Source organism: Arenibacter amylolyticus (genome assembly GCF_002150785.1).
Lineage (GTDB): Bacteria > Bacteroidota > Bacteroidia > Flavobacteriales > Flavobacteriaceae > Arenibacter > Arenibacter amylolyticus.
Genome location: NZ_MTAZ01000047.1, coordinates 1 through 18,963, shown reverse-complemented (window position 1 = coordinate 18,963; position 18,963 = coordinate 1). Strand labels below are relative to the sequence as shown.

Below are 18,963 nucleotides of genomic sequence, written 5' to 3'. Positions count from 1 at the left end.
AGCTCTTAGTTAGAATGAGTGGCCAAGTAACTAGCTACTCCGTCTCTATCAGCAGTCATTGCTTCTTTGCCTTCTTCCCAGTTTGCAGGACAAACTTCTCCTTTTTGCTGAACGTGGGTATAAGCGTCAATTAAACGAAGGTATTCGTTTACGTTTCTTCCTAAAGGCATATGGTTAATTCCTTCGTGGAATACAGTACCTTCCTCATCAATTAAGTAAGTGGCACGGTAAGTTACGTTGTCACCTTCAACGGTTACTACACCAGTCTCTTCGTTGTACTGCTCATTGGTGATGTCTAAGATACCTAGGGTAGAAGCAAGGTTTCTGTTGCTATCTGCCAATATTGGGTAAGTAACACCTTCAATTCCTCCATTTTCTTTGGAAGTGCTTAACCAAGCGAAGTGAACTTCTGCAGTGTCACAAGAAGCACCGATTACTATGGTATTTCTACTTTCAAACTCGCTCAAAGCATTTTGGAAAGCGTGTAATTCTGTTGGACATACAAAGGTGAAATCCTTTGGGTACCAAAACAGGAGTACTTTCTTATTGTTTTTTTTGGCTTCTTCTAAAACGTTCAGTTTAAAAGTATCGCCCATTTCATTCATTGCGTTTACACTAAGATCTGGAAATTTTCTTCCTACAAAAGTCATATGTTTAATTTTTATTGTTGATTTCTGATACAAAATTACAGCTTATATCAAGCTTTGGAAGAAATTTGGATCTAAAAAATTTATAAGGTTATAGCTTTAATAGATGGCTCACTATTACTACGGGGGTCAATCATGGTTTTGTGAGGTTTATATGGGGTTTTAGGACCTGTCTTCCTCCTAAACCCGCTATATCGGTACGGTTGTAATGAACAGGAATTTAATGAATGTTCCTTAGTGTTTTAATGCTAGTGTGGCTCAATGGTAAACACCTATTTATTTAATATTAAGCCGTAGCGATTATTTAACTAGAAGGGAGCTCATTTATAGGCTAAATGTATAACATAGCTGATGCTGTAAAAAGTATTCCCAATGTGAATTACGCACCAAAGAGGTAATTGCCCTTGGAAAGATAGACCATTAACTTTTAGCGAACTCCATCGTATTGTTGGCCAGCTGTTTTATCTTAATATTAAAGGCAGCAAAAATTAACGTCATAAACGGACTCAACCAATTAAATATGGCATAGACGAAATATTCTGCCACGCCTATTCCCAATACTCCGGAATGGTAGGCACCACAGGTATTCCACGGTATAAGCACAGAGGTAACTGTTCCAGAATCTTCCAAGGTACGACTAAGGTTTTCTGGAGCTAAGCCTTTTTCTCGATACGCTTTTGTAAACATCTTACCGGCAACCACAATGGATAGATACTGATCCGAGGCGGTAAGGTTCAATGCCAAACAACTGGCAACCGTACTGGCAAATAAACTAAAGGTGGATTTTGCTAAACTTAAAAGGGCACTACTAATTCTTGCCAGGGCACCAATGCCATCCATAACCCCTCCAAAAACCATGGCGCATATAATTAACCAGATTGTCCCCAGCATTCCTGTCATTCCCTTGGAAGAAAATAGATCGCTCAGGACCGCATTTTCGGTGGCAATATTAGTCTGTATAGTGATAGCGTTCATTACTCCCCGATATCCGGATTCTATAGTAAGCGATGAGGCTCCAGTGAGCTCCATAACAATATTGGGTTGGAAAATTAAGGCGAATACTGCTCCTAATAAGGTACCTACTAACAAAGCCATAAGGGGAGGAGCCTTTTTAAGAATAAGAACTACTACCGCTATCGGCACCAAAAATAGCCATCCATTAATGTTAAAGGTTTGCTCTATAGAATTCATTATCCCTTGGGTGTCTGCCGTACCACTGGTATCCAAGGTGAAGCCTAGGATGACAAATACCAATATAGTAACAATTATAGTAGGAACTGTGGTAAGAGCCATATACTTAATGTGGCTAAATAGTTCGCTACCAGCCATGGCAGGTGCTAAGTTGGTGGTGTCACTTAAAGGCGACATTTTATCCCCAAAATACGCTCCAGACAAGATGGCGCCTCCAGTCATCCCTAAGGGAATTCCCAGGGTGGTGCCAATACCTACCAGAGCAATACCCACCGTAGCCGAAGTGGTCCATGAGCTTCCAGTGGCCACGGAAATCACCGCACAGATTATAACACAGGCAGCTAGAAAAATAGTGGGATTTAAAATTTGAAGTCCATAATAGATCATGGTGGGGATAATTCCACTGATAAGCCAAGTACCAGAAAGCGCCCCTACCATAAGTAGGATGAGTAAGGCACCCGTGGTAGATTTCACATTATCTGCCACCTCGGCAATCATTTTACCGTAGGGGACCTTATTTAACACCCCTACAATCGCCGCAACAGCACCTCCCATAAGAAGGATAAATTGGTTAGAGCCACCCAGCGCATCGTCTCCAAAAACAAAGACATTATAGGATAGCATTCCTACCAGTGCAAATACAGGTATGAGAGCTTCCCAAATATTTAATTCCTTGTTTTCTGTAATATGTTCATTTTCAGTTTGGCTGGGGGTAGGGCTTTGGTTTTGCATCTATCTGTTCTTAGTTCCTGGGTAATATTACGATTTTGCCCAATGTTCTGCAAGCCTAAATGAAATAGGTTCCAATTTGGGCACCCCCATTTCTAGACAATGCCCCTTTATATCATTGTTAAGGTAAACACCTCTTATGCATATAATTGAAATGGTATAATTTTTTACCAGTGGCTAGTAATTATTGGTGAGACAAACAAATTGTTTAAAGGATACCCAACTCCTTAATACAACTTTTCATGGTGGTATAAGTACGCTCAATATTATCATCCAGCCCTATAGAGAAGCGAATCAGTCCATTGGAAAGTCCCATTTCCAATTGTTCTTCCATCGGAATCTCGGAAGAGGTAGAAGAGCCTGGTGCACTAAAGAGGGTTTTGTAAAATCCGAGGCTTACTGCTAAATAGCCAAGGTTTTTCTCTTGCATTAGCTCCATAAGTGCGTTTGCCTTTTCCAAAGAACCAACATCAAGGGTTAATAAGCCTCCATAGCCGTATGCTGCATTGTATTGTTGAATCATGGTCTTATGGTCTTTGTGCGATGCCAATCCGGGATAACCTACCTTGAGTCCGTCCTCTTCAAATTTCTGGGCCAAATACAGTGCATTTTCACTGTGTTTTTTCATTCTAATATGTAGGGTTCGCATATTTTTTAAGATAGATGCCGCCCGTAAACTATCTAACGTACTCCCTAAAAGCATTCCCGCACCAGAATTTACATCTTTTAGACTAAGACAGAAATCTTTAGTACCACAAACGGCTCCAGCAACACAGTCGCTTGTTCCATTAATAAATTTAGTGAGGCTATGAATTACAATATCGGCCCCTAATTTTGCAGGAGTAATAGATAGGGGAGAAAAGGTGTTATCTACCACCAACGGAATACCGTGCTTTTTTGCAATGCGAGACATCGCTTCAATGTCCGTTACCTCTAGCAGGGGATTACTGACCGACTCACAGTAAATCATTTTTGTTTTTTGCGTAATAGCCTTGGTTACCGCCTTTGTATCCGTGGTGTCCACAAATGAAATGCGGATATCAAATTTCTTCAAAAAGTTCTTCATGAAAGCATAGGTGCCTCCATAGATTGTTCTACTGCTAACAATATGGTCTCCCGCGTTGCACAATTGTAAGATAACAGCTGTGATGGCCCCCATGCCACTGCCTGTTACATTAGCAGTTTCCGTACCTTCCAGGGCTGCTAAAGCTTCTCCTAAATATAAATTGGATGGGGAAGAGTGTCTGCTATACAGATAGCAACCCTCCGTGTTCCCTTCAAAAGTATCGAACATGGTTTTGGCTGACAAAAATGTATAGGTGGAAGAATCGGAAATGGAGGGATTAACTCCACCAAATTCTCCAAAATATTGTAAGTCTTGTAAATGATCGGCACCTTTATACTTCATGATATATCTTTTTATTTATCTATAAATTTATGTGTTTATAGTGATGTAATCAATGAAATAGCTAATTTGCAGTATATAAAACTAAATGAACGTTGTATTTAGATTTTATTTCTACCAATCCTTTATTGGGGTTTTTAATACCGAAAATATATCAGCATGAAATTGGACGCAACAGATTTAAAGTTATTGAGACTGCTGCAACAGAATAGCAAGCGAACCACTAAAGAGTACGGCTTGTTGTTGGGGCTTTCAGTTACCGCAACCTATGAACGTATAAGGCGTTTAGAGAAAACGGGGGTGATTACCAAGTACGTAGCCCTGGTAGATAAGAAGAAGGTGAATAGATCGTTTGTAGTGCTGTGCCACGTAAAGCTAACACAACATACAAAAGATCATATAGCCCAGTTTGAGCGGGAAGTGCTTCAATTGGACGAGGTGGTGGAGTGCCATCATATTAGTGGCGATTACGATTATATCCTTAAAATATATGTGGGGGATATGGAAGCGTATCGCGACTTTATGGTGACTAAGCTTACGGCCCTAAACCATATAGGTAGTACCCAAAGCGCCTTTGTTATTAAGGAGGTGAAAAACAACACGGAAATTCCCCTCTAAGCCCTAAAAAAATAAAACCATCTTAATTTCGCAAACTTGCTTGGTTGTGCAACCACAAAACATTTGTATTTTTGTTTCAATTAAGTTAAAACTAATCTTTATCAATACATTAATAATATGACCCAATACGATGTAGCCATTATTGGCTCCGGTCCTGGAGGATATGTCGCTGCTATTAGATGTGCCCAATTAGGAATGAAAACCGCAATTATAGAGAAGTATTCCACCTTAGGGGGCACCTGCCTGAACGTTGGTTGTATACCATCCAAAGCTTTGTTGGATTCTTCGCATCATTATGAGGATGCAGTGAAGCATTTTGAAACACACGGTATTGACATTCCGGGTGAAATAAAGGTAGATTTGGAAAAGATGATTTCCAGAAAACAATCTGTAGTGGACCAAACCTGTGATGGGGTAAAATTCTTGATGGACAAGAATAAGATTACTGTATACGAAGGCTTGGGAAGTTTTAAGGATGCTACGCATATTAATATTGCAAAGGCCGATGGGGAAACAGAAACCATTGAGGTAAAGAATGTAATTATAGCTACTGGTTCCAAACCATCGAGTCTTCCTTTTATAAAGCTAGATAAAGAGCGTGTAATTACCTCTACGGAAGCATTGAAACTGAAAGAAATTCCAAAACATTTAGTAATCATCGGAGGAGGAGCTATCGGATTGGAACTGGGTCAGGTATACAAGCGATTGGGTGCAGATGTGACCGTAGTAGAATTTATGGATCGTATCATTCCAGGAATGGATGCAGCCTTATCCAAGGAGTTAACAAAAGTGATGCGGAAGCAGAAGGTGAAATTCTTGCTATCGCACAAAGTAAAATCCGTGGAGAACAATGGCAACGAGGTAGTTATTAAGGCTGATGATAAAAAAGGAGCCGAAGTAGAACTGAAAGGAGACTATTGTTTAGTTGCGGTAGGTAGAAGACCTTTTACCGAAGGTCTAAAACTAGAAGCTGCAGGAGTACAATTAGAGAAAAACGGCACCATAGCTGTTAATGATCATTTACAAACCAATGTTCCTAACATATACGCAATTGGCGATGTAGTTCGTGGTGCTATGTTGGCGCATAAAGCGGAGGAGGAAGGAACTATGGTAGCCGAATTATTGGCGGGACAAAAGCCTCATATAGATTATAACCTTATTCCCGGGGTGGTTTATACATGGCCAGAAGTAGCGGCTGTTGGTAAAACCGAAGAGCAATTGAAGGAGGAAGGAACTCAGTACAAAGTGGGGCAGTTTCCAATGAGAGCATTGGGACGTTCCCGTGCTAGTATGGATTTGGACGGATTTGTAAAAATTCTTGCCGATAAGGAAACCGATGAAGTACTTGGTATACATATGATTGGGGCTCGTGCGGCCGATTTGATTGCTGAAGGTGTTACAGCCATGGAATTTAGGGCATCAGCCGAAGATATCTCAAGAATGAGTCACGCGCACCCTACCTATGCCGAGGCAATTAAGGAAGCAGCGCTAGCAGCAACCGAAGATCGCGCTTTGCATATCTAAACAGCATTTTAATTATAGCTAACACATAAAAAAGACTTGTTGGAACTCCAACAAGTTTTTTTTATGTTCAAGGTTTAATGTTTCAGGTTCAAGGTAGCGCTTTCCAGATATTTCATGGAAACATGTGACTACATACGGGAAAAGGTATGGCATTCGGTTCTGCAAACGTTTAGCGGGTGGTTTCTGGCTCCAAGACGGTACTTGCAAATGAACAAGTTTAAAAGTTGAAGTAACCACGATAAAATCTGACAGTTAAGAATTATATTTAAAGAGTGAAAACAACAAATATTAATCCTTAAAACTGTCAGAATGAATACAGAAACAAAGGTAATTAAATCTAAGGTAGGTTTATTATAGTTAGCAGAACAATTGGGCAACGTATCCCAGGCTTGTAAACTTTTTGGTTATAGCAGAGATAGCTTTTATCGTTTCAAAGAGCTCTATGACCAAGGAGGTGAGTTAGCACTTCGGGAACTCAATAGAAGGAAGCCAAACCTCAAGAATCGAATTGAGGAAGAAGTGGAAAAAGCTGTAGTGCAAATCGCTTTTGAATTTCCTGCCTATGGACAACTCCGTGCTTCCAACGAGCTTAAAAAGAAAGGTATCTTCATTTCACCAGCGGGTGTGCGATGTGTTTGGCTTCGCAACGATCTGGAGACTTTTAGAAAGAGACTGAAATATTTGGAAACCAGAATGGCGCAAGATGGATTGGTCCTTACAGAATCCCAGCTTACTGCTCTAGAAAAGGCCAAGGAAGAGAAGAAAGCACATGGGGAGATAGAAACGCACCATCCTGGCTACCTGGGAGCCCAGGACACCTATTATGTGGGAACCATCAAAGGGGTTGGAAGAATCTACCAACAAACCTTTATTGATACGTATTGCAAGGTGGCCCATGCTAAACTCTACGACCGCAAAAACGCACTGGTGGCTGCGGATATGCTAAATGACCGGGTACTACCTTTCTATGAAGAACAGGACCTGAGACTACTAAGGATATTAACAGATAGAGGGACCGAATACTGTGGCAACAGAGAACACCATGAATACCAACTTTACATGGCCATTGAAGATATCGACCATACAAGGACCAAGGCCAAAAGCCCACAGACCAACGGAATCTGTGAGCGGTTCCACAGGACCATCCAAGATGAGTTTTACGCAGTAGCATTTAGAAAGAAAATCTATTCTTCCATTGAAGAAATACAGGTAGATCTGGATGGCTGGTTGTAGTATTACAATAATGAAAGAACCCACACAGGAAAGCACTGTTTTGGAAGAACACCGATGCAGACCCTACTGGACAGCAAATATTTGGCTGATGAAAAAATGTTGGATTTACAATCCGATAAAATTGTACCTTTATTAGAGGCAGGTAAAGCGGAAACAGGCTCTGGTGGGGATCAACCTGTCAGGAAAAACCTGTCCGACGACTGGAATGGTCAAGGGGCTCCAAACGAGCCCCTAAACCAAAATTATTCCAAGAGTCAAAATGCCTAAAAAAACTATTAACTGTCAGACGAAATCGTAGCTATTACAACTTACTACTATAAAAATATCCCTCCGCTTTGCACATTCAGGCAAACCACCTTCCTTTCAAAAAGGGAGGAGCTTTTGTTTAAGCTTTTGCAATTAGTTGCAAACTTGATAATTGGCGCGGTTGGAAATTATCAAATAATGCTTCATAAAGCTAGAAATATAGTTTTGCGTTATTTCACTACACCTATGAGCCACCAAATCTCACTACTCACTACTCAAATCTAAATACTAGAAAATTGTTCACTGCAAAACTGATTACCGATTGCTATTCACTGAACTAATTGATTGCCGTTCACTGGCGATTGAATCCTTTAAACGTAGCTTGGACTCCGCTATTAGTTTAGTATTATTAAATCAGGTCCAAATCACTCTCATTCACCTTATTCCATCAATCACTTCATTTTCAAACTAACACATTTCCAAATTGTCACATTAATTCGCGTTAGCTATTGCAGCGGCAACCTTTTTTGACCAATTAGCGTTTGATCCTGCAAGGTTTGCCTAACCTTGTAGGTATTTTGAACACCGCTTGTATAGGGAAAGCGGATGATATGAAATAAAAATACCAAACAAAAAAGTTATAGCGGAAAGAGCGACCCGATAGGGGAACGCCCAGCAAAAAAATAACGAACAAGCTCGTCAATAATAAATAGATGAGGAAGGTATAAAATTAAAAAAAGTCCCGAGGCTTAATACCAACAGGACTTTCCTTTATTTCTAGCGTAGTGTGTAATTGAAGTAGCTCACTACTCTGTACTCAATACTAAATCTCCTTATGTGATCCATCACAAAAAGGAGGGTTCTTAGTGAGTTTACAAGTACAGAAATAGGCGGTTTTCTCTTCCGTAGCAACATATGCTAGGGGAGGGGTGGCTTTTTTTGCCCTGTGGGACCCATCGCATAATGGCTGATTAATACTGTGACCACAAGTACACCAAGAATATCTTTTATCTACCTCCATGGCTATTGCCACAGGAGAGTATTTTTTAATAGGTTCGCTCATAATTAATATTTTCCGCGAACATAAGTCAAACCATCATAATAAGGGGTATTGGTATACTAATTCTTTACCATTCTAAATAAGCGTAGCAGACTTGTTTTAGATTTAGACCAAATGATTCCTAAGCCAGGGAAACTTTCCATTCCCAGCCATACGGCTAGTTTGTTAGACACTGCCTTAACGCCCGTGGCAAAATGAATTTTAATCTGTGCCTTGTTGGCTTCATATTTTAAGGATAGTATGGTGGTCACGATCATAAAGGCAACTGCTGACGGAATCACAATAGAAGGGGCTAAGGAGTGATGGAAATAGCGGTATAGGCCCAAACCGGTAAAACTTCCATATAGGATTATAAAGTGAATAACGTATATGGAGAGGGTGCTTTTACCAATATTCAATAAGGTATTGTGCGTCAGAAACCTTCTGAAAAACATAAAAACGGCAAACACTATAAAAACATCACCCAATCTAATGAATAGATAATTGTTAAGGTAAATCTTAGAAAACAAAGCCATTCCTGTTAGGTTGGATAGGGATAAAAAGAAGGGTGAGGAAAAATAAATAAGTAATGTCCCTATCCCTAAAAAGCTGAGGATGGCTACAGGGTATAAGTAAGTGCTATTTCTAAATCGATGAAACCAAACTGAAAGGAATGCTCCAATACTTGCATATCCAAACCAAGGAATAATGGTAAATACAGAACCATGGGCTTTGGTAAGGTAATTGGCCAAGAAGCTAGGCATATAATGATGTGGGTATTGTTTGTAATAGGGTTCCATTACAAACAGTACTAGGGTAAAGATTAAAAGTAGGGCTGGAAAAAAATACCTGCTCCTTTTGGTTGTTAACAGATAGATCCCAATAATCCCCAAAATAGAAACCCCTATACAATGAAGTACGTCCACTAAGTAAAAAGAGTCGTAAATCTGTCCGTTTAAGAGGCCAAATATGTTTAATCTTAGTAGGTAGCCAATTATAATCAGCTGTAGCCCTCGTTTCACCCCCTTCTTAACGCGCGGGTTGCTTAAGCCAACGTTATCTGCCTTTATAAGTAAGTAGGTAAATATAAACCCAGATACCGTAAAGAAAACTGGCGCGGTAATCCCTCTGAAATACCTCCAAATGGAATAATAAGTATTGGTATTGTCCCTATAGGCAGTATCTAACAAGCCATCTACAAAATGCCCTTGCAGCATCATTAAGATTGCCCAGGCTCTTATAGCGTCTATAAAATATAGTCTTAAATTGGAATTCCCCATTAATTGTGAATGATAGTTGTATGTGACTGTATACCAGTAGGGTTGGTGATTGAAGGTGTAAAATTAGATAATTTGCTCGCAATTCAATCCATTTTGCGGTATTTTCGTTGTAATAATTAAAAAAAAGGATGTCGAAACTACTAGCATTTGCCGGAAGTAATTCCACCAAGTCCATCAATTTCAAATTGGTGGAGCATACTGCTTCCCTGATAACCGATAAGGAAGTGCGCACCTTAAACATGTCGCAAATAAGTCTTCCCGTCTTTAGTGAGGATTTAGAGAAAGAAGAAGGATATGCTCCAATTATAAAGGAGTTGTTAACGGAAATAAGTCAAGTTGAAGGCCTTATTGTCTCCGTGAATGAACACAATGGGTATCCCTCCGCTTTTTTTAAGAATGTATTAGACTGGCTCTCCAGGGTAGATAGAAGTTTTTTAAAGGATAAAAAAGTGCTATTAATGGCAACTTCCAAAGGGAGGGGAGGAGCTCTAAATTCACTGGAAGCAACGCAAAAGCTATTCACAAGATTTGGGGGAGAAGTAGTAGCTACCTTTTCTTTGCCCTCATTTAATTATACCTTTACCCCAACTGAGGGAATTACAGACGTGGAGCTCAAACAAGCGCATCAGACTGCTTTGGGAAAATTCCTTTCTAAAATTTAAAATCTTTTGCGAAAAAAGGCATCGTTTACGGTTGAGGATATAAATCGGTTTAAAACCAATTTGCTACAATGGGCCCAGCAGTTTGATGAGGTGGTCTGGCAAGATAGCAATGGACATCATGGGGAATACCATTCCTTTGATGCCATCCTTGCAGTGGATGGACTCACCTCCATGGTGACCGATTATGAAAATGCCTTTGAGGATTTAAAAACCTTTCAGTCTAGCACTAAAGATTGGATCTTTGGTTATTTGTCCTACGACCTTAAAAATGATGTAGAACGATTATCGTCCTCCAATTACGACGGCTTAGAATTTCCAGACCTATTTTTCTTTCAACCTAAAAAAATCATTTTTCTTAAAGGTAACCTAGTAAGCTTTCACTATTTAAATATGGTGGATGAAGAGATTGAGGAGGATTTTAAAGACCTTAATAGTTCCAGTACCACTTATTCGCAAAATAGGCTTCCCCAAACAGCGGTTTCCATTAAACACAGAATCGCCAAGGAGGATTATTATGCCAACGTAAAAACCATGCTGAACCATATTCATAGAGGGGATATCTACGAGGCTAATTTTTGCCAAGAATTTTATGCAGAGGGATTGGAAATAGACCCTGTAGCAACCTATTTTGGGTTAAATGCTATTTCGAGGGCTCCATTTGCCACTTTTTTAAAATTAAATCACCACTATCTATTGTCTGCATCACCGGAACGATATCTTAAAAAACAGGGAACGAAGGTGATTTCACAACCTATTAAAGGTACCGCTAAAAGAGCATATGATGTTGCGGAGGATTCTGAATTGGCTGCAACCTTGGCCGCTGATCCTAAAGAAAGGGCAGAAAATATTATGATTGTAGATCTAGTACGGAACGATCTTTCCAAGAGCGCGCTGAAAGGCACCGTGCAGGTAGAGGAATTGTGTAAAGTATATTCTTTTGATCAGGTGCATCAGATGATCTCTACTATAACGTCTAAGGTGGCTCCCAATAAAAACCCGATAGATATTATTAAAGAAACTTTTCCCATGGGTAGTATGACCGGGGCGCCAAAAGTTTCGGCCATGAAAATAATAGAGGCTTTAGAAGCTACTAAAAGGGGACTGTACTCTGGAAGTGTGGGGTATATTAGTCCGGAGGGCGACTTCGACTTTAATGTTGTTATCAGGAGTATTCTTTATAATAAAAATAAATCCTATGCCTCTTTCTCGGTAGGGAGTGCCATCACTGCAAAAGCCTCCCCGGAAAGGGAGTATGAGGAATGCCTGCTAAAGGCAAAGGCCATGCAGCAAGTTTTGGAAGATGTGCATAACCATAGGGAAGATCAACGCTAGGTTTCTAGGTGAATCACAAACCAGTATAGTAGATAAATGGATATATGGAAACTATAACCCTTCCGTTAAAGTATAAGGATACCACAATATACTGCTGGTACGTGCCACCGCCAATAGTTAAGGGTTTGGTGGTATTAGTACACGGTTTTGGAGAGCATTCCGGACGCTATTTCCCCGAGGTGGTGCCCACCCTTCTAGATATAAACATGGCGGTAATTAGTTACGATAATTTTGGTCACGGCCAGTCGGGAGGAAAAAGAGGGGATTGCCCTAGCTATGGAGCCCTTATGGGGTTATTAGACGCAGTAGTAGCTAAAGGTAAAGCCCTAGTCCCCGATACGCCCATTTTCTTATACGGCCATAGTATGGGAGGAAACCTGGTGCTTAATTATGCCCTGCGATCTAAAGTAAAGCTTAAAGGGGTGGTGGCTAGCAGCCCTTATTTAAAATTAGCCTTTCAACCCCCTACATGGAAAATGACTTTAGGCAAAGCCATGCTGAGGTTGTTGCCGCATGTTACCCTTTCTGCAGGTCTGGATCCCTCCGGTATCTCCAGGATTCCCGAAGAAGTGGAACAGTATAAGCAAGACCCATATATTCATGATAGGGTAAGCCCTATGTTTTCCTTTCCGGTGATGGCAGCCGGCCAATGGGCAATTGACCATGCCGCTCACTTAAAAACGCCCACTCTCTTGCTACATGGGACTGGAGACCGTATAATTGATTATAAGGGAACTCAGGGTTTTCATGAAAACGCTGCTGTAACCACCTTACAATTAATGGAAGGTGGGTATCACGAATTGCACAAGGATCTTTGTAGCAAGGAGGTACTTCAAATAATATCCAATTGGATGAAGAAAAGCGATTATAAATCCATCCTCCCCAAAGATTCTAACGGGAAGGGTAAGAATTAAGGGGACAAACCATCATTTTTGCATGACTTTAATCCATTATTCTTCCTTATTTTAGTGCCGTGTTAAATCGATTTATAAATCATATAGAGGAAAACTTCCCCCACCTAGGTAAGGAGGTATTTTTACTGGCGATTAGTGGAGGGGTAGACAGCGTGGTTTTGGCACATTTATGTGCTGCCTCCAAATTGGATTTTGCTCTGGCACATTGTAATTTTCATTTGCGAGAGGAGGAGAGTAACAAGGATGAAGCCTTTGTAAGGCAATTGGCAAAGGATTTGGACAAAACCTTGTATGTTACCCATTTTCAGACAAGGGAATACGCAACACAACACAAACTTACCATTCAGATTGCAGCCAGAGAACTGCGATATAATTGGTTTAAGGAATTAAAGCAGGACCATGCCATAAAAACCTTGGTCACCGCCCATCATGCCGATGATAATTTGGAGACCTTTCTCATTAACCTGTCACGAGGTACGGGAATTGAAGGATTAACCGGTATACCTGCCAAGACAGCATCTATTTCTAGACCCTTACTCAAATTTTCCAGGGAGGAGGTGGTCACCTATGCCAAAGAAAATAAGTTGGCATGGCGGGAAGATGCCAGTAATGAGGATGTTAAGTATTTAAGAAATAATATTAGGCACACTATTGTACCTAGATTAAAGGAATTGCATCCAACATTTTTAGAAAATTTTTTAAGGACCCAAGAGCATTTATTGGATACCTTAAAAATAAATCAGGATTATATACAAAACTTGAGAAAACAACTCTTTATTAAGGAGGAAAACCAAGAGAAAGTGTCAACGACTGCATTGTTAAACTTACAGCCTACCAAGAGCTATCTCTTCCATTTCTTTAAGGAGTATGGGTTTACCCAATGGGACGATATTTATGGGCTGTTAACGGCCAATAGTGGGAAAGAGGTACATTCTCCCACCCATAGATTACTGAAGGATAGGGAATATTTAATGTTACGTAGAATCACCCCTGAGGTGGAAACTGTTTATCGAATATCCGAAGGGCAGGCGATAATTAATGAACCAATTCCCATGAAAATCGAGGAAATTGATCAAATGGAAAAGTTTTCCCAAAATATCCTTTATGTAGACAAAGAAAAGTTAAAGTATCCCTTAATTATTCGGAAAAGGGAAAAAGGGGACTATTTTTACCCCTTAGGAATGAGGGGCAAAAAAAAAGTGTCCAAATTTTTCAAAGATGAAAAACTGGATAGCTTCTCCAAGGAAAGCCAATGGTTACTGTGTTCCGGGAATCATGTGGTATGGATCATAGGAAAACGTGCCGATGATCGATTTAAAATTACGGAAACAACAAAAAATATTGTAAAGATTAGTTTGGAACAATGAGGAAATTAACTGGAGTACTTATATTAATATTCGGGATGTTTTGGGGCCAAGCCCAAACAAACGAAAATCCTACTGCATGGAGCTACAAAGCAGAAAAGATATCGGATACGGAATACAATTTAATTATTAAGGCCGATATCTATGAGGGATGGTATATATTTTCCCAATATACCAATGAAAATGGCTCCCTTCCTAGTGAGTTTACCTTTGTAAAAGCAGGGGAAGACTATGAATTGATAGGGGAGGCTACAGAAAGTGCTACCATTACGGAATATTCCGAAATTTTTGAGGTAGAAGAGACCTTTTTTAGGAATGAGGCCATTTTTACTCAAAAAATTAAGCTCCTAGACCCAACGGTTACGCAGGTAGAAGTAGGTCTATTCTATCAAATATGTAACGAGGTTTGTATCCCTAAAGATGAGGTTTTCTACATTTCACTAACGGGGGAAAAAGCTGTTGTAGTAGAAAAAGAGATAGACGAACGAAGCAAGGAACTAAGTGCAGCATTAGTTGTAGACCTAAAGAATAAACCTCTTTTAGTAGAAGGGGATAGGGATCACGTGGACGAAAAGACCGGAATATGGGTCATTTTTGGACTAGGATTCTTAGGAGGGTTTATTGCGTTACTCACTCCCTGTGTATTCCCTATGATACCTCTTACGGTTTCTTTCTTTACCAAACAATCGGGTCATAAATCCCGAGGCATTGCCAATGCCTTGTTGTATAGCTTTTTTATTGTACTGATCTACTTTTTATTAAGCCTTCCGTTTCACCTTTTCGATTCGGTAGATTCCCAGATCTTGAACACCATTGCTACTAATATCTGGTTAAACATTGCCTTCTTTATCATATTTATATTCTTTGCCTTTTCCTTTTTTGGATACTATGAACTAACCTTACCTAGCTCCTGGGCCAATAAGATGGATGCGGCCTCTTCTAAAGTGGGCGGGGGAATCGGGATATTCTTTATGGCAATAACGCTGGCTATTGTTTCTTTCTCCTGTACGGGGCCTATTTTAGGCGGATTATTAGGAAGTACTGCTTTGGCAGACGGGGATGTGGCTACCAACCTTACCATTGGTATGGTCGGATTTGGTTTTGCCCTGGCCTTGCCGTTTGGTTTATTTGCCCTGTTCCCAGCATGGTTAAATTCTATGCCTAAATCTGGTGGATGGATGACTACCGTAAAAGTAACCCTGGGCTTTTTAGAATTGGCCCTTGCCTTTAAATTCTTGTCTAATGCAGACTTGGTGGGGAACTGGGGAATCTTTAAAAGGGAAATCTTTTTAGGGATCTGGATCCTATTGTTTGTACTGTTAACCTTATATCTATTTGGGATATTGCGTTTCCCACATGAAGGGCCTAAGCAAAAGTTGTCTACAGGAAGAAAAATTACCGGACTACTAGCTGCTGCTTTCTCTGTTTACCTGATATTGGGAGTTACCAAGGTTACCAATTTAAAATTGTTGAGTGGCTTTCCACCGCCAGATTTTTATAGTGTGGTAGCCCAGGAAAGCGATTGCCCATTGGGTATAGATTGTTTTAAAGATTTTGACGAGGGAGTGGCCTATGCCAAAGAGGTAAACAAACCTATTTTGTTAGACTTTACGGGCTGGGCTTGTGTTAACTGTCGAAAGATGGAGGAGCACGTTTGGAGTGAGCCAGATATCTATCCTATTTTGAAAGATGAGTATGTATTGATATCCTTATATATTGATGATCGAAAGAAGTTGCCGACGGAAGAACAGTTCCATTACAAATATGAATCGGGGCGGGTAAAGGAAATCACTACCGTAGGTGAAAAATGGGGTACCTTCCAAACGATTAATTTTAATGCGGCATCACAGCCCTATTACGTACTGCTCTCACCAGATTTGGAAATATTAAATTCTGCCAAGCAATATACCGATAGGGATACCTATAAGGAATGGCTTAAGAAGGGAGTTTCAAATTTCCGAAATCTAAGCATGGTCAAATAAAAATAGTAGGGGAGTCGAGGGTTGTTTTAAGTAGTACAACCCTAACTTTTGCCTATTATCGAATAAAGCTACATCGCTTAAAGGCACTCTTAGGAGTGTCTTTTTTTTTCACCATATTTAATTTACCTTTAGCTATTAAACTATACTGGTGAGGATACTTAAAAAACTGCTTTGGGCTATTGTAAGCTTAATCATTGTACTGGCCATCTTAGCCTTTGTGGCAAAATATTTACTTTCTCCCACTTACTCCGGGGAGCAAGCGTTGCCAAATTTAAAAGAACAGGTAGAAGTTTATTATGACGACTATGGGATCCCCCATATCTATGCAGAGCACCTAGAGGACGCCTATAGGAGTTTAGGGTATGTGCATGCCCAAGACCGACTCTGGCAAATGGAATTATTGCGAAGGATAGGGGCAGGAAAACTTTCTGCAATCTTCGGCGAGGAATTAGTGGATACCGATAAGTTTTTTCTAGCATTGGGGATCAATGAGGCCTCAGAGAAAACTGTGGCACAATTGGATGTTAATTCGCCCATGGTAAAGCTCTCTCAAGCTTATTTGGAAGGAGTCAACCATTTTATGGAGGTGGGGCCAACCCCCATAGAGTTCTATCTTACCGGAATAGAAAAAAGACCCTTTACCCTAAAGGATGTGTATAATACTATGGGGTATATGGCCTTTAGTTTTGCCATGGCGCATAAGACAGATCCCCTATTGACCAATATTAAAAATAAGCTGGGGCCCGAGTATTTAATAGACCTGGAGATGGATGTAGATTCCACTTACACCTTGATAAAAAACTACAACCCCATTCCCAAGGATACTTTAGGGAATCAAATAGCGAGCATGGTTCATAAAGTGCTACAACCATTGCCTTTGCCTCAATTTGAAGGTAGTAATAGTTGGGTACTAGCCCCGCAAAAAACAAAGAACGGTCAGGTTATTTTTGCCAATGATCCACATATCGGTTTTGCTCAGCCTTCCGTATGGTTCGAGGCACATGTGACTACCCCTAATTATGAAAAATATGGCTATCATTTGGCCGGTGTGCCCTTCCCATTGCTGGGTCATGATAGAAAGTTGGCCTATGGTATGACGATGTTCGAGAATGATGATATCGATTTTTATTACGAGGAGGTAAAGGAAGACGATTCAACGCTCTATAAGACGCCAAACGGATGGAAAGAATTTGAAGTAGTGAGTAAGACTATCGAAGTGAAAAACGGAGAAGACGTACCGTTCACCTATAAAAAAACAGATCACGGTCCAATTCTAAACGGAATTATAGATGTGGTAGGTGGGGAACGCCCCATAGCGATGTCCTGGATTTATACCAAGATGGAAAATAAGGTGATGGATGCCCTTTATGGAATTACCCAAGCTCAAAATTTATCCGAGTTCCAAGCGGCACTCCCCAATATTCATGCTCCCGGCCTTAACCTTATGTACGGGGACGCAGCGGGTAATATTGCTTGGTTTGCCTCGGCGCAACTCTATAAAATGCCAGAGAATACCCATACAAAATTGATTCTGGATGGGAGTAGTGGAAAGCACGAACCACTGGAATACTTGGATTTTTCAGAAAATCCAAAGGCCATAAATCCGCCTTGGAATTATGTGTATTCGGCCAATAACCAGCCCGATTCCATCGCGGGTATACTATATCCCGGGTACTACTTGCCCGAAAATAGGGCAAAGCGGATTGTAGAATTGCTAGAGTCTAAAGACGAATGGAATAGGGAGGAGGTAGAGGAGATGCTACTAGATGAGGTGTCTGACGTAAATACAGAAATAGTTGCCGCTTTATCTAAATATATGGATGTTTCCCAGCTGGACGCTACCGAAATAAAAAAACTGGATAAAATTAACGCCTGGCAAGGGGGCAGCGGGATAGATAGTATTGCCCCTACCATTTATCACCGGTGGATTTACGCCTTCCTTAAAAATACTTTTGAGGATGAATTGGGGCCAGAAATGTTTCAGCAATTGCTAAGTACCCACTTAAGTAAACGGATGATTGCACCCATGGCGAAAAAGGAAAAATCCATATGGTTCGATGATGTTCATACATCTGATACAGTGGAGACTAAAACCAACAGGGTAAACCATGCCTTTAAGATGGCCATTAATTCATTGAAAGCCGATTTAGGGAACGATCCACGAAAATGGACCTGGGGAAAGGTGCATACCTTGGAGCACGAGCACCCCATAGGGAAGGTGAAAGCGCTGAGACGTTTTCTAAACGTGGGTCCCTTCCCGATGAGCGCCACAAGGGAGGTGATTAATAATATGGCTTTCCAGTACAACGAAACGGGGAGATATCCTGTGACCTCCGGACCTTCCACAAGGAGGGTGATAGATTTTTCCGATGTGGAAAACAGTACCAGTATTTTGCCCACCGGACAATCCGGGAATCCGTTTAGTAAACACTATAAAGATCAGGCAGAAATGTTCAATAAAGGGGAATATAGGAAGATGATGATGAACAGGGAAGAGATTATTACCTTCAGGAAATCCCTCCTTACCCTAAGGCCTGTTAATTAGCTTATTTGAAAATGGGCTGATTTGAAAATGATAGAAGTTGATCTGGTTCACCTAATTATAGTGAAACGAATAATAAATCCATTAATGAAGCTTCCTAAAAATCAAGTCTGCTGCTCCTTGATTTATAAATATGAACTGCCAGGTGGTAATTAGGCAACGGATAATCTGGACTTTAGTCCAACATCTTAGAGTCTCTTACACCTTGGATTCGCCTAATATTACAGTAGTTGGTCTATTTTACCTAAGAGTAAT

13 protein-coding genes and 1 pseudogene are annotated in these 18,963 nt (G+C 40.5%); 9 read left to right on the top strand and 5 right to left on the bottom strand.

The window, feature by feature from the left end; all coding sequences use genetic code 11:
- Nucleotides 1-5: 5 nt before the first annotated feature.
- The 3 genes from BV214_RS14265 to BV214_RS14255 form a co-directional block, all read right to left on the bottom strand.
- The gene (locus BV214_RS14265; protein WP_086478187.1) at nt 6-650 is read right to left on the bottom strand and encodes a peroxiredoxin; all 645 of its coding nucleotides are present in this window, start codon (nt 648-650) and stop codon (nt 6-8) included.
- A gap of 417 nt (nt 651-1,067) precedes the next feature.
- Nucleotides 1,068-2,570 (bottom strand): Na+/H+ antiporter NhaC, encoded by a 1,503-nt coding sequence (gene nhaC / locus BV214_RS14260; RefSeq protein ID WP_086478186.1) that lies wholly within the window; start codon nt 2,568-2,570, stop codon nt 1,068-1,070.
- Nucleotides 2,571-2,775: 205 nt separating this feature from the next.
- Nucleotides 2,776-3,975 (bottom strand): aminotransferase class I/II-fold pyridoxal phosphate-dependent enzyme, encoded by a 1,200-nt coding sequence (locus BV214_RS14255; protein ID WP_086478185.1) that lies wholly within the window; start codon nt 3,973-3,975, stop codon nt 2,776-2,778.
- 156 nt (nt 3,976-4,131) lie between these two features.
- Here BV214_RS14255 and BV214_RS14250 point away from each other — a divergent pair, with 156 nt between their 5' ends.
- The 3 genes and pseudogenes from BV214_RS14250 to BV214_RS14240 form a co-directional block, all read left to right on the top strand.
- The gene (locus tag BV214_RS14250) at nt 4,132-4,590 is read left to right on the top strand and encodes an Lrp/AsnC family transcriptional regulator (RefSeq protein ID WP_086478184.1); all 459 of its coding nucleotides are present in this window, start codon (nt 4,132-4,134) and stop codon (nt 4,588-4,590) included.
- Nucleotides 4,591-4,707: 117 nt separating this feature from the next.
- Nucleotides 4,708-6,114, top strand: a complete 1,407-nt coding sequence (gene lpdA / locus BV214_RS14245; protein ID WP_086478183.1) for a dihydrolipoyl dehydrogenase — start codon at nt 4,708-4,710, stop codon at nt 6,112-6,114.
- Nucleotides 6,115-6,483: 369 nt separating this feature from the next.
- Nucleotides 6,484-7,449 (top strand): annotated as a pseudogene (locus tag BV214_RS14240) (IS481 family transposase); the annotation flags it as partial.
- A 967-nt stretch (nt 7,450-8,416) separates the two neighbouring features.
- On the opposite strand, the gene BV214_RS14235 reads toward BV214_RS14240, so the two are convergent.
- Complete coding sequence (locus BV214_RS14235) at nt 8,417-8,656, bottom strand: CDGSH iron-sulfur domain-containing protein (RefSeq protein WP_086478182.1); 240 nt, start codon at nt 8,654-8,656, stop codon at nt 8,417-8,419.
- A 56-nt stretch (nt 8,657-8,712) separates the two neighbouring features.
- Nucleotides 8,713-9,912: a heparan-alpha-glucosaminide N-acetyltransferase domain-containing protein gene (locus BV214_RS14230; RefSeq protein ID WP_086478181.1), complete on the bottom strand. Its 1,200-nt coding sequence runs from the start codon at nt 9,910-9,912 to the stop codon at nt 8,713-8,715.
- A 128-nt stretch (nt 9,913-10,040) separates the two neighbouring features.
- On the opposite strand from BV214_RS14230, the gene BV214_RS14225 reads away from it, so the two are divergent.
- From BV214_RS14225 to BV214_RS14200, 6 genes are all read left to right on the top strand, one after another.
- Nucleotides 10,041-10,574: an NADPH-dependent FMN reductase gene (locus BV214_RS14225; protein ID WP_086478180.1), complete on the top strand. Its 534-nt coding sequence runs from the start codon at nt 10,041-10,043 to the stop codon at nt 10,572-10,574.
- Nucleotides 10,575-10,580: 6 nt separating this feature from the next.
- Nucleotides 10,581-11,906: an anthranilate synthase component I family protein gene (locus BV214_RS14220; RefSeq protein ID WP_086478179.1), complete on the top strand. Its 1,326-nt coding sequence runs from the start codon at nt 10,581-10,583 to the stop codon at nt 11,904-11,906.
- A gap of 44 nt (nt 11,907-11,950) precedes the next feature.
- The gene (locus tag BV214_RS14215; protein WP_086478178.1) at nt 11,951-12,820 is read left to right on the top strand and encodes an alpha/beta hydrolase; all 870 of its coding nucleotides are present in this window, start codon (nt 11,951-11,953) and stop codon (nt 12,818-12,820) included.
- A gap of 59 nt (nt 12,821-12,879) precedes the next feature.
- A complete protein-coding gene (tilS, locus tag BV214_RS14210; RefSeq protein ID WP_086478177.1) occupies nt 12,880-14,187 on the top strand; it encodes a tRNA lysidine(34) synthetase TilS in 1,308 nt (435 codons plus the stop codon).
- A complete protein-coding gene (locus tag BV214_RS14205; RefSeq protein WP_086478176.1) occupies nt 14,184-16,166 on the top strand; it encodes a protein-disulfide reductase DsbD family protein in 1,983 nt (660 codons plus the stop codon). Before tilS ends, BV214_RS14205 begins: the two co-directional genes overlap by 4 nt.
- Nucleotides 16,167-16,314: 148 nt before the next feature.
- Entirely contained in the window at nt 16,315-18,711 is a 2,397-nt protein-coding gene (locus tag BV214_RS14200) for a penicillin acylase family protein (protein WP_086478175.1), read from the top strand.
- The last annotated feature ends 252 nt before the right edge of the window (nt 18,712-18,963 follow it).

Coding starts and splice junctions, on each gene's coding strand:
- BV214_RS14265 (WP_086478187.1), bottom strand. CDS start 650: ATGACTTTTGTAGGAAGAAAATTTCCAGATCTTAGTGTAAACGCAATG.
- nhaC (WP_086478186.1), bottom strand. CDS start 2,570: ATGCAAAACCAAAGCCCTACCCCCAGCCAAACTGAAAATGAACATATT.
- BV214_RS14255 (WP_086478185.1), bottom strand. CDS start 3,975: ATGAAGTATAAAGGTGCCGATCATTTACAAGACTTACAATATTTTGGA.
- BV214_RS14250 (WP_086478184.1), top strand. CDS start 4,132: ATGAAATTGGACGCAACAGATTTAAAGTTATTGAGACTGCTGCAACAG.
- lpdA (WP_086478183.1), top strand. CDS start 4,708: ATGACCCAATACGATGTAGCCATTATTGGCTCCGGTCCTGGAGGATAT.
- BV214_RS14235 (WP_086478182.1), bottom strand. CDS start 8,656: ATGAGCGAACCTATTAAAAAATACTCTCCTGTGGCAATAGCCATGGAG.
- BV214_RS14230 (WP_086478181.1), bottom strand. CDS start 9,912: ATGGGGAATTCCAATTTAAGACTATATTTTATAGACGCTATAAGAGCC.
- BV214_RS14225 (WP_086478180.1), top strand. CDS start 10,041: ATGTCGAAACTACTAGCATTTGCCGGAAGTAATTCCACCAAGTCCATC.
- BV214_RS14215 (WP_086478178.1), top strand. CDS start 11,951: ATGGAAACTATAACCCTTCCGTTAAAGTATAAGGATACCACAATATAC.
- BV214_RS14205 (WP_086478176.1), top strand. CDS start 14,184: ATGAGGAAATTAACTGGAGTACTTATATTAATATTCGGGATGTTTTGG.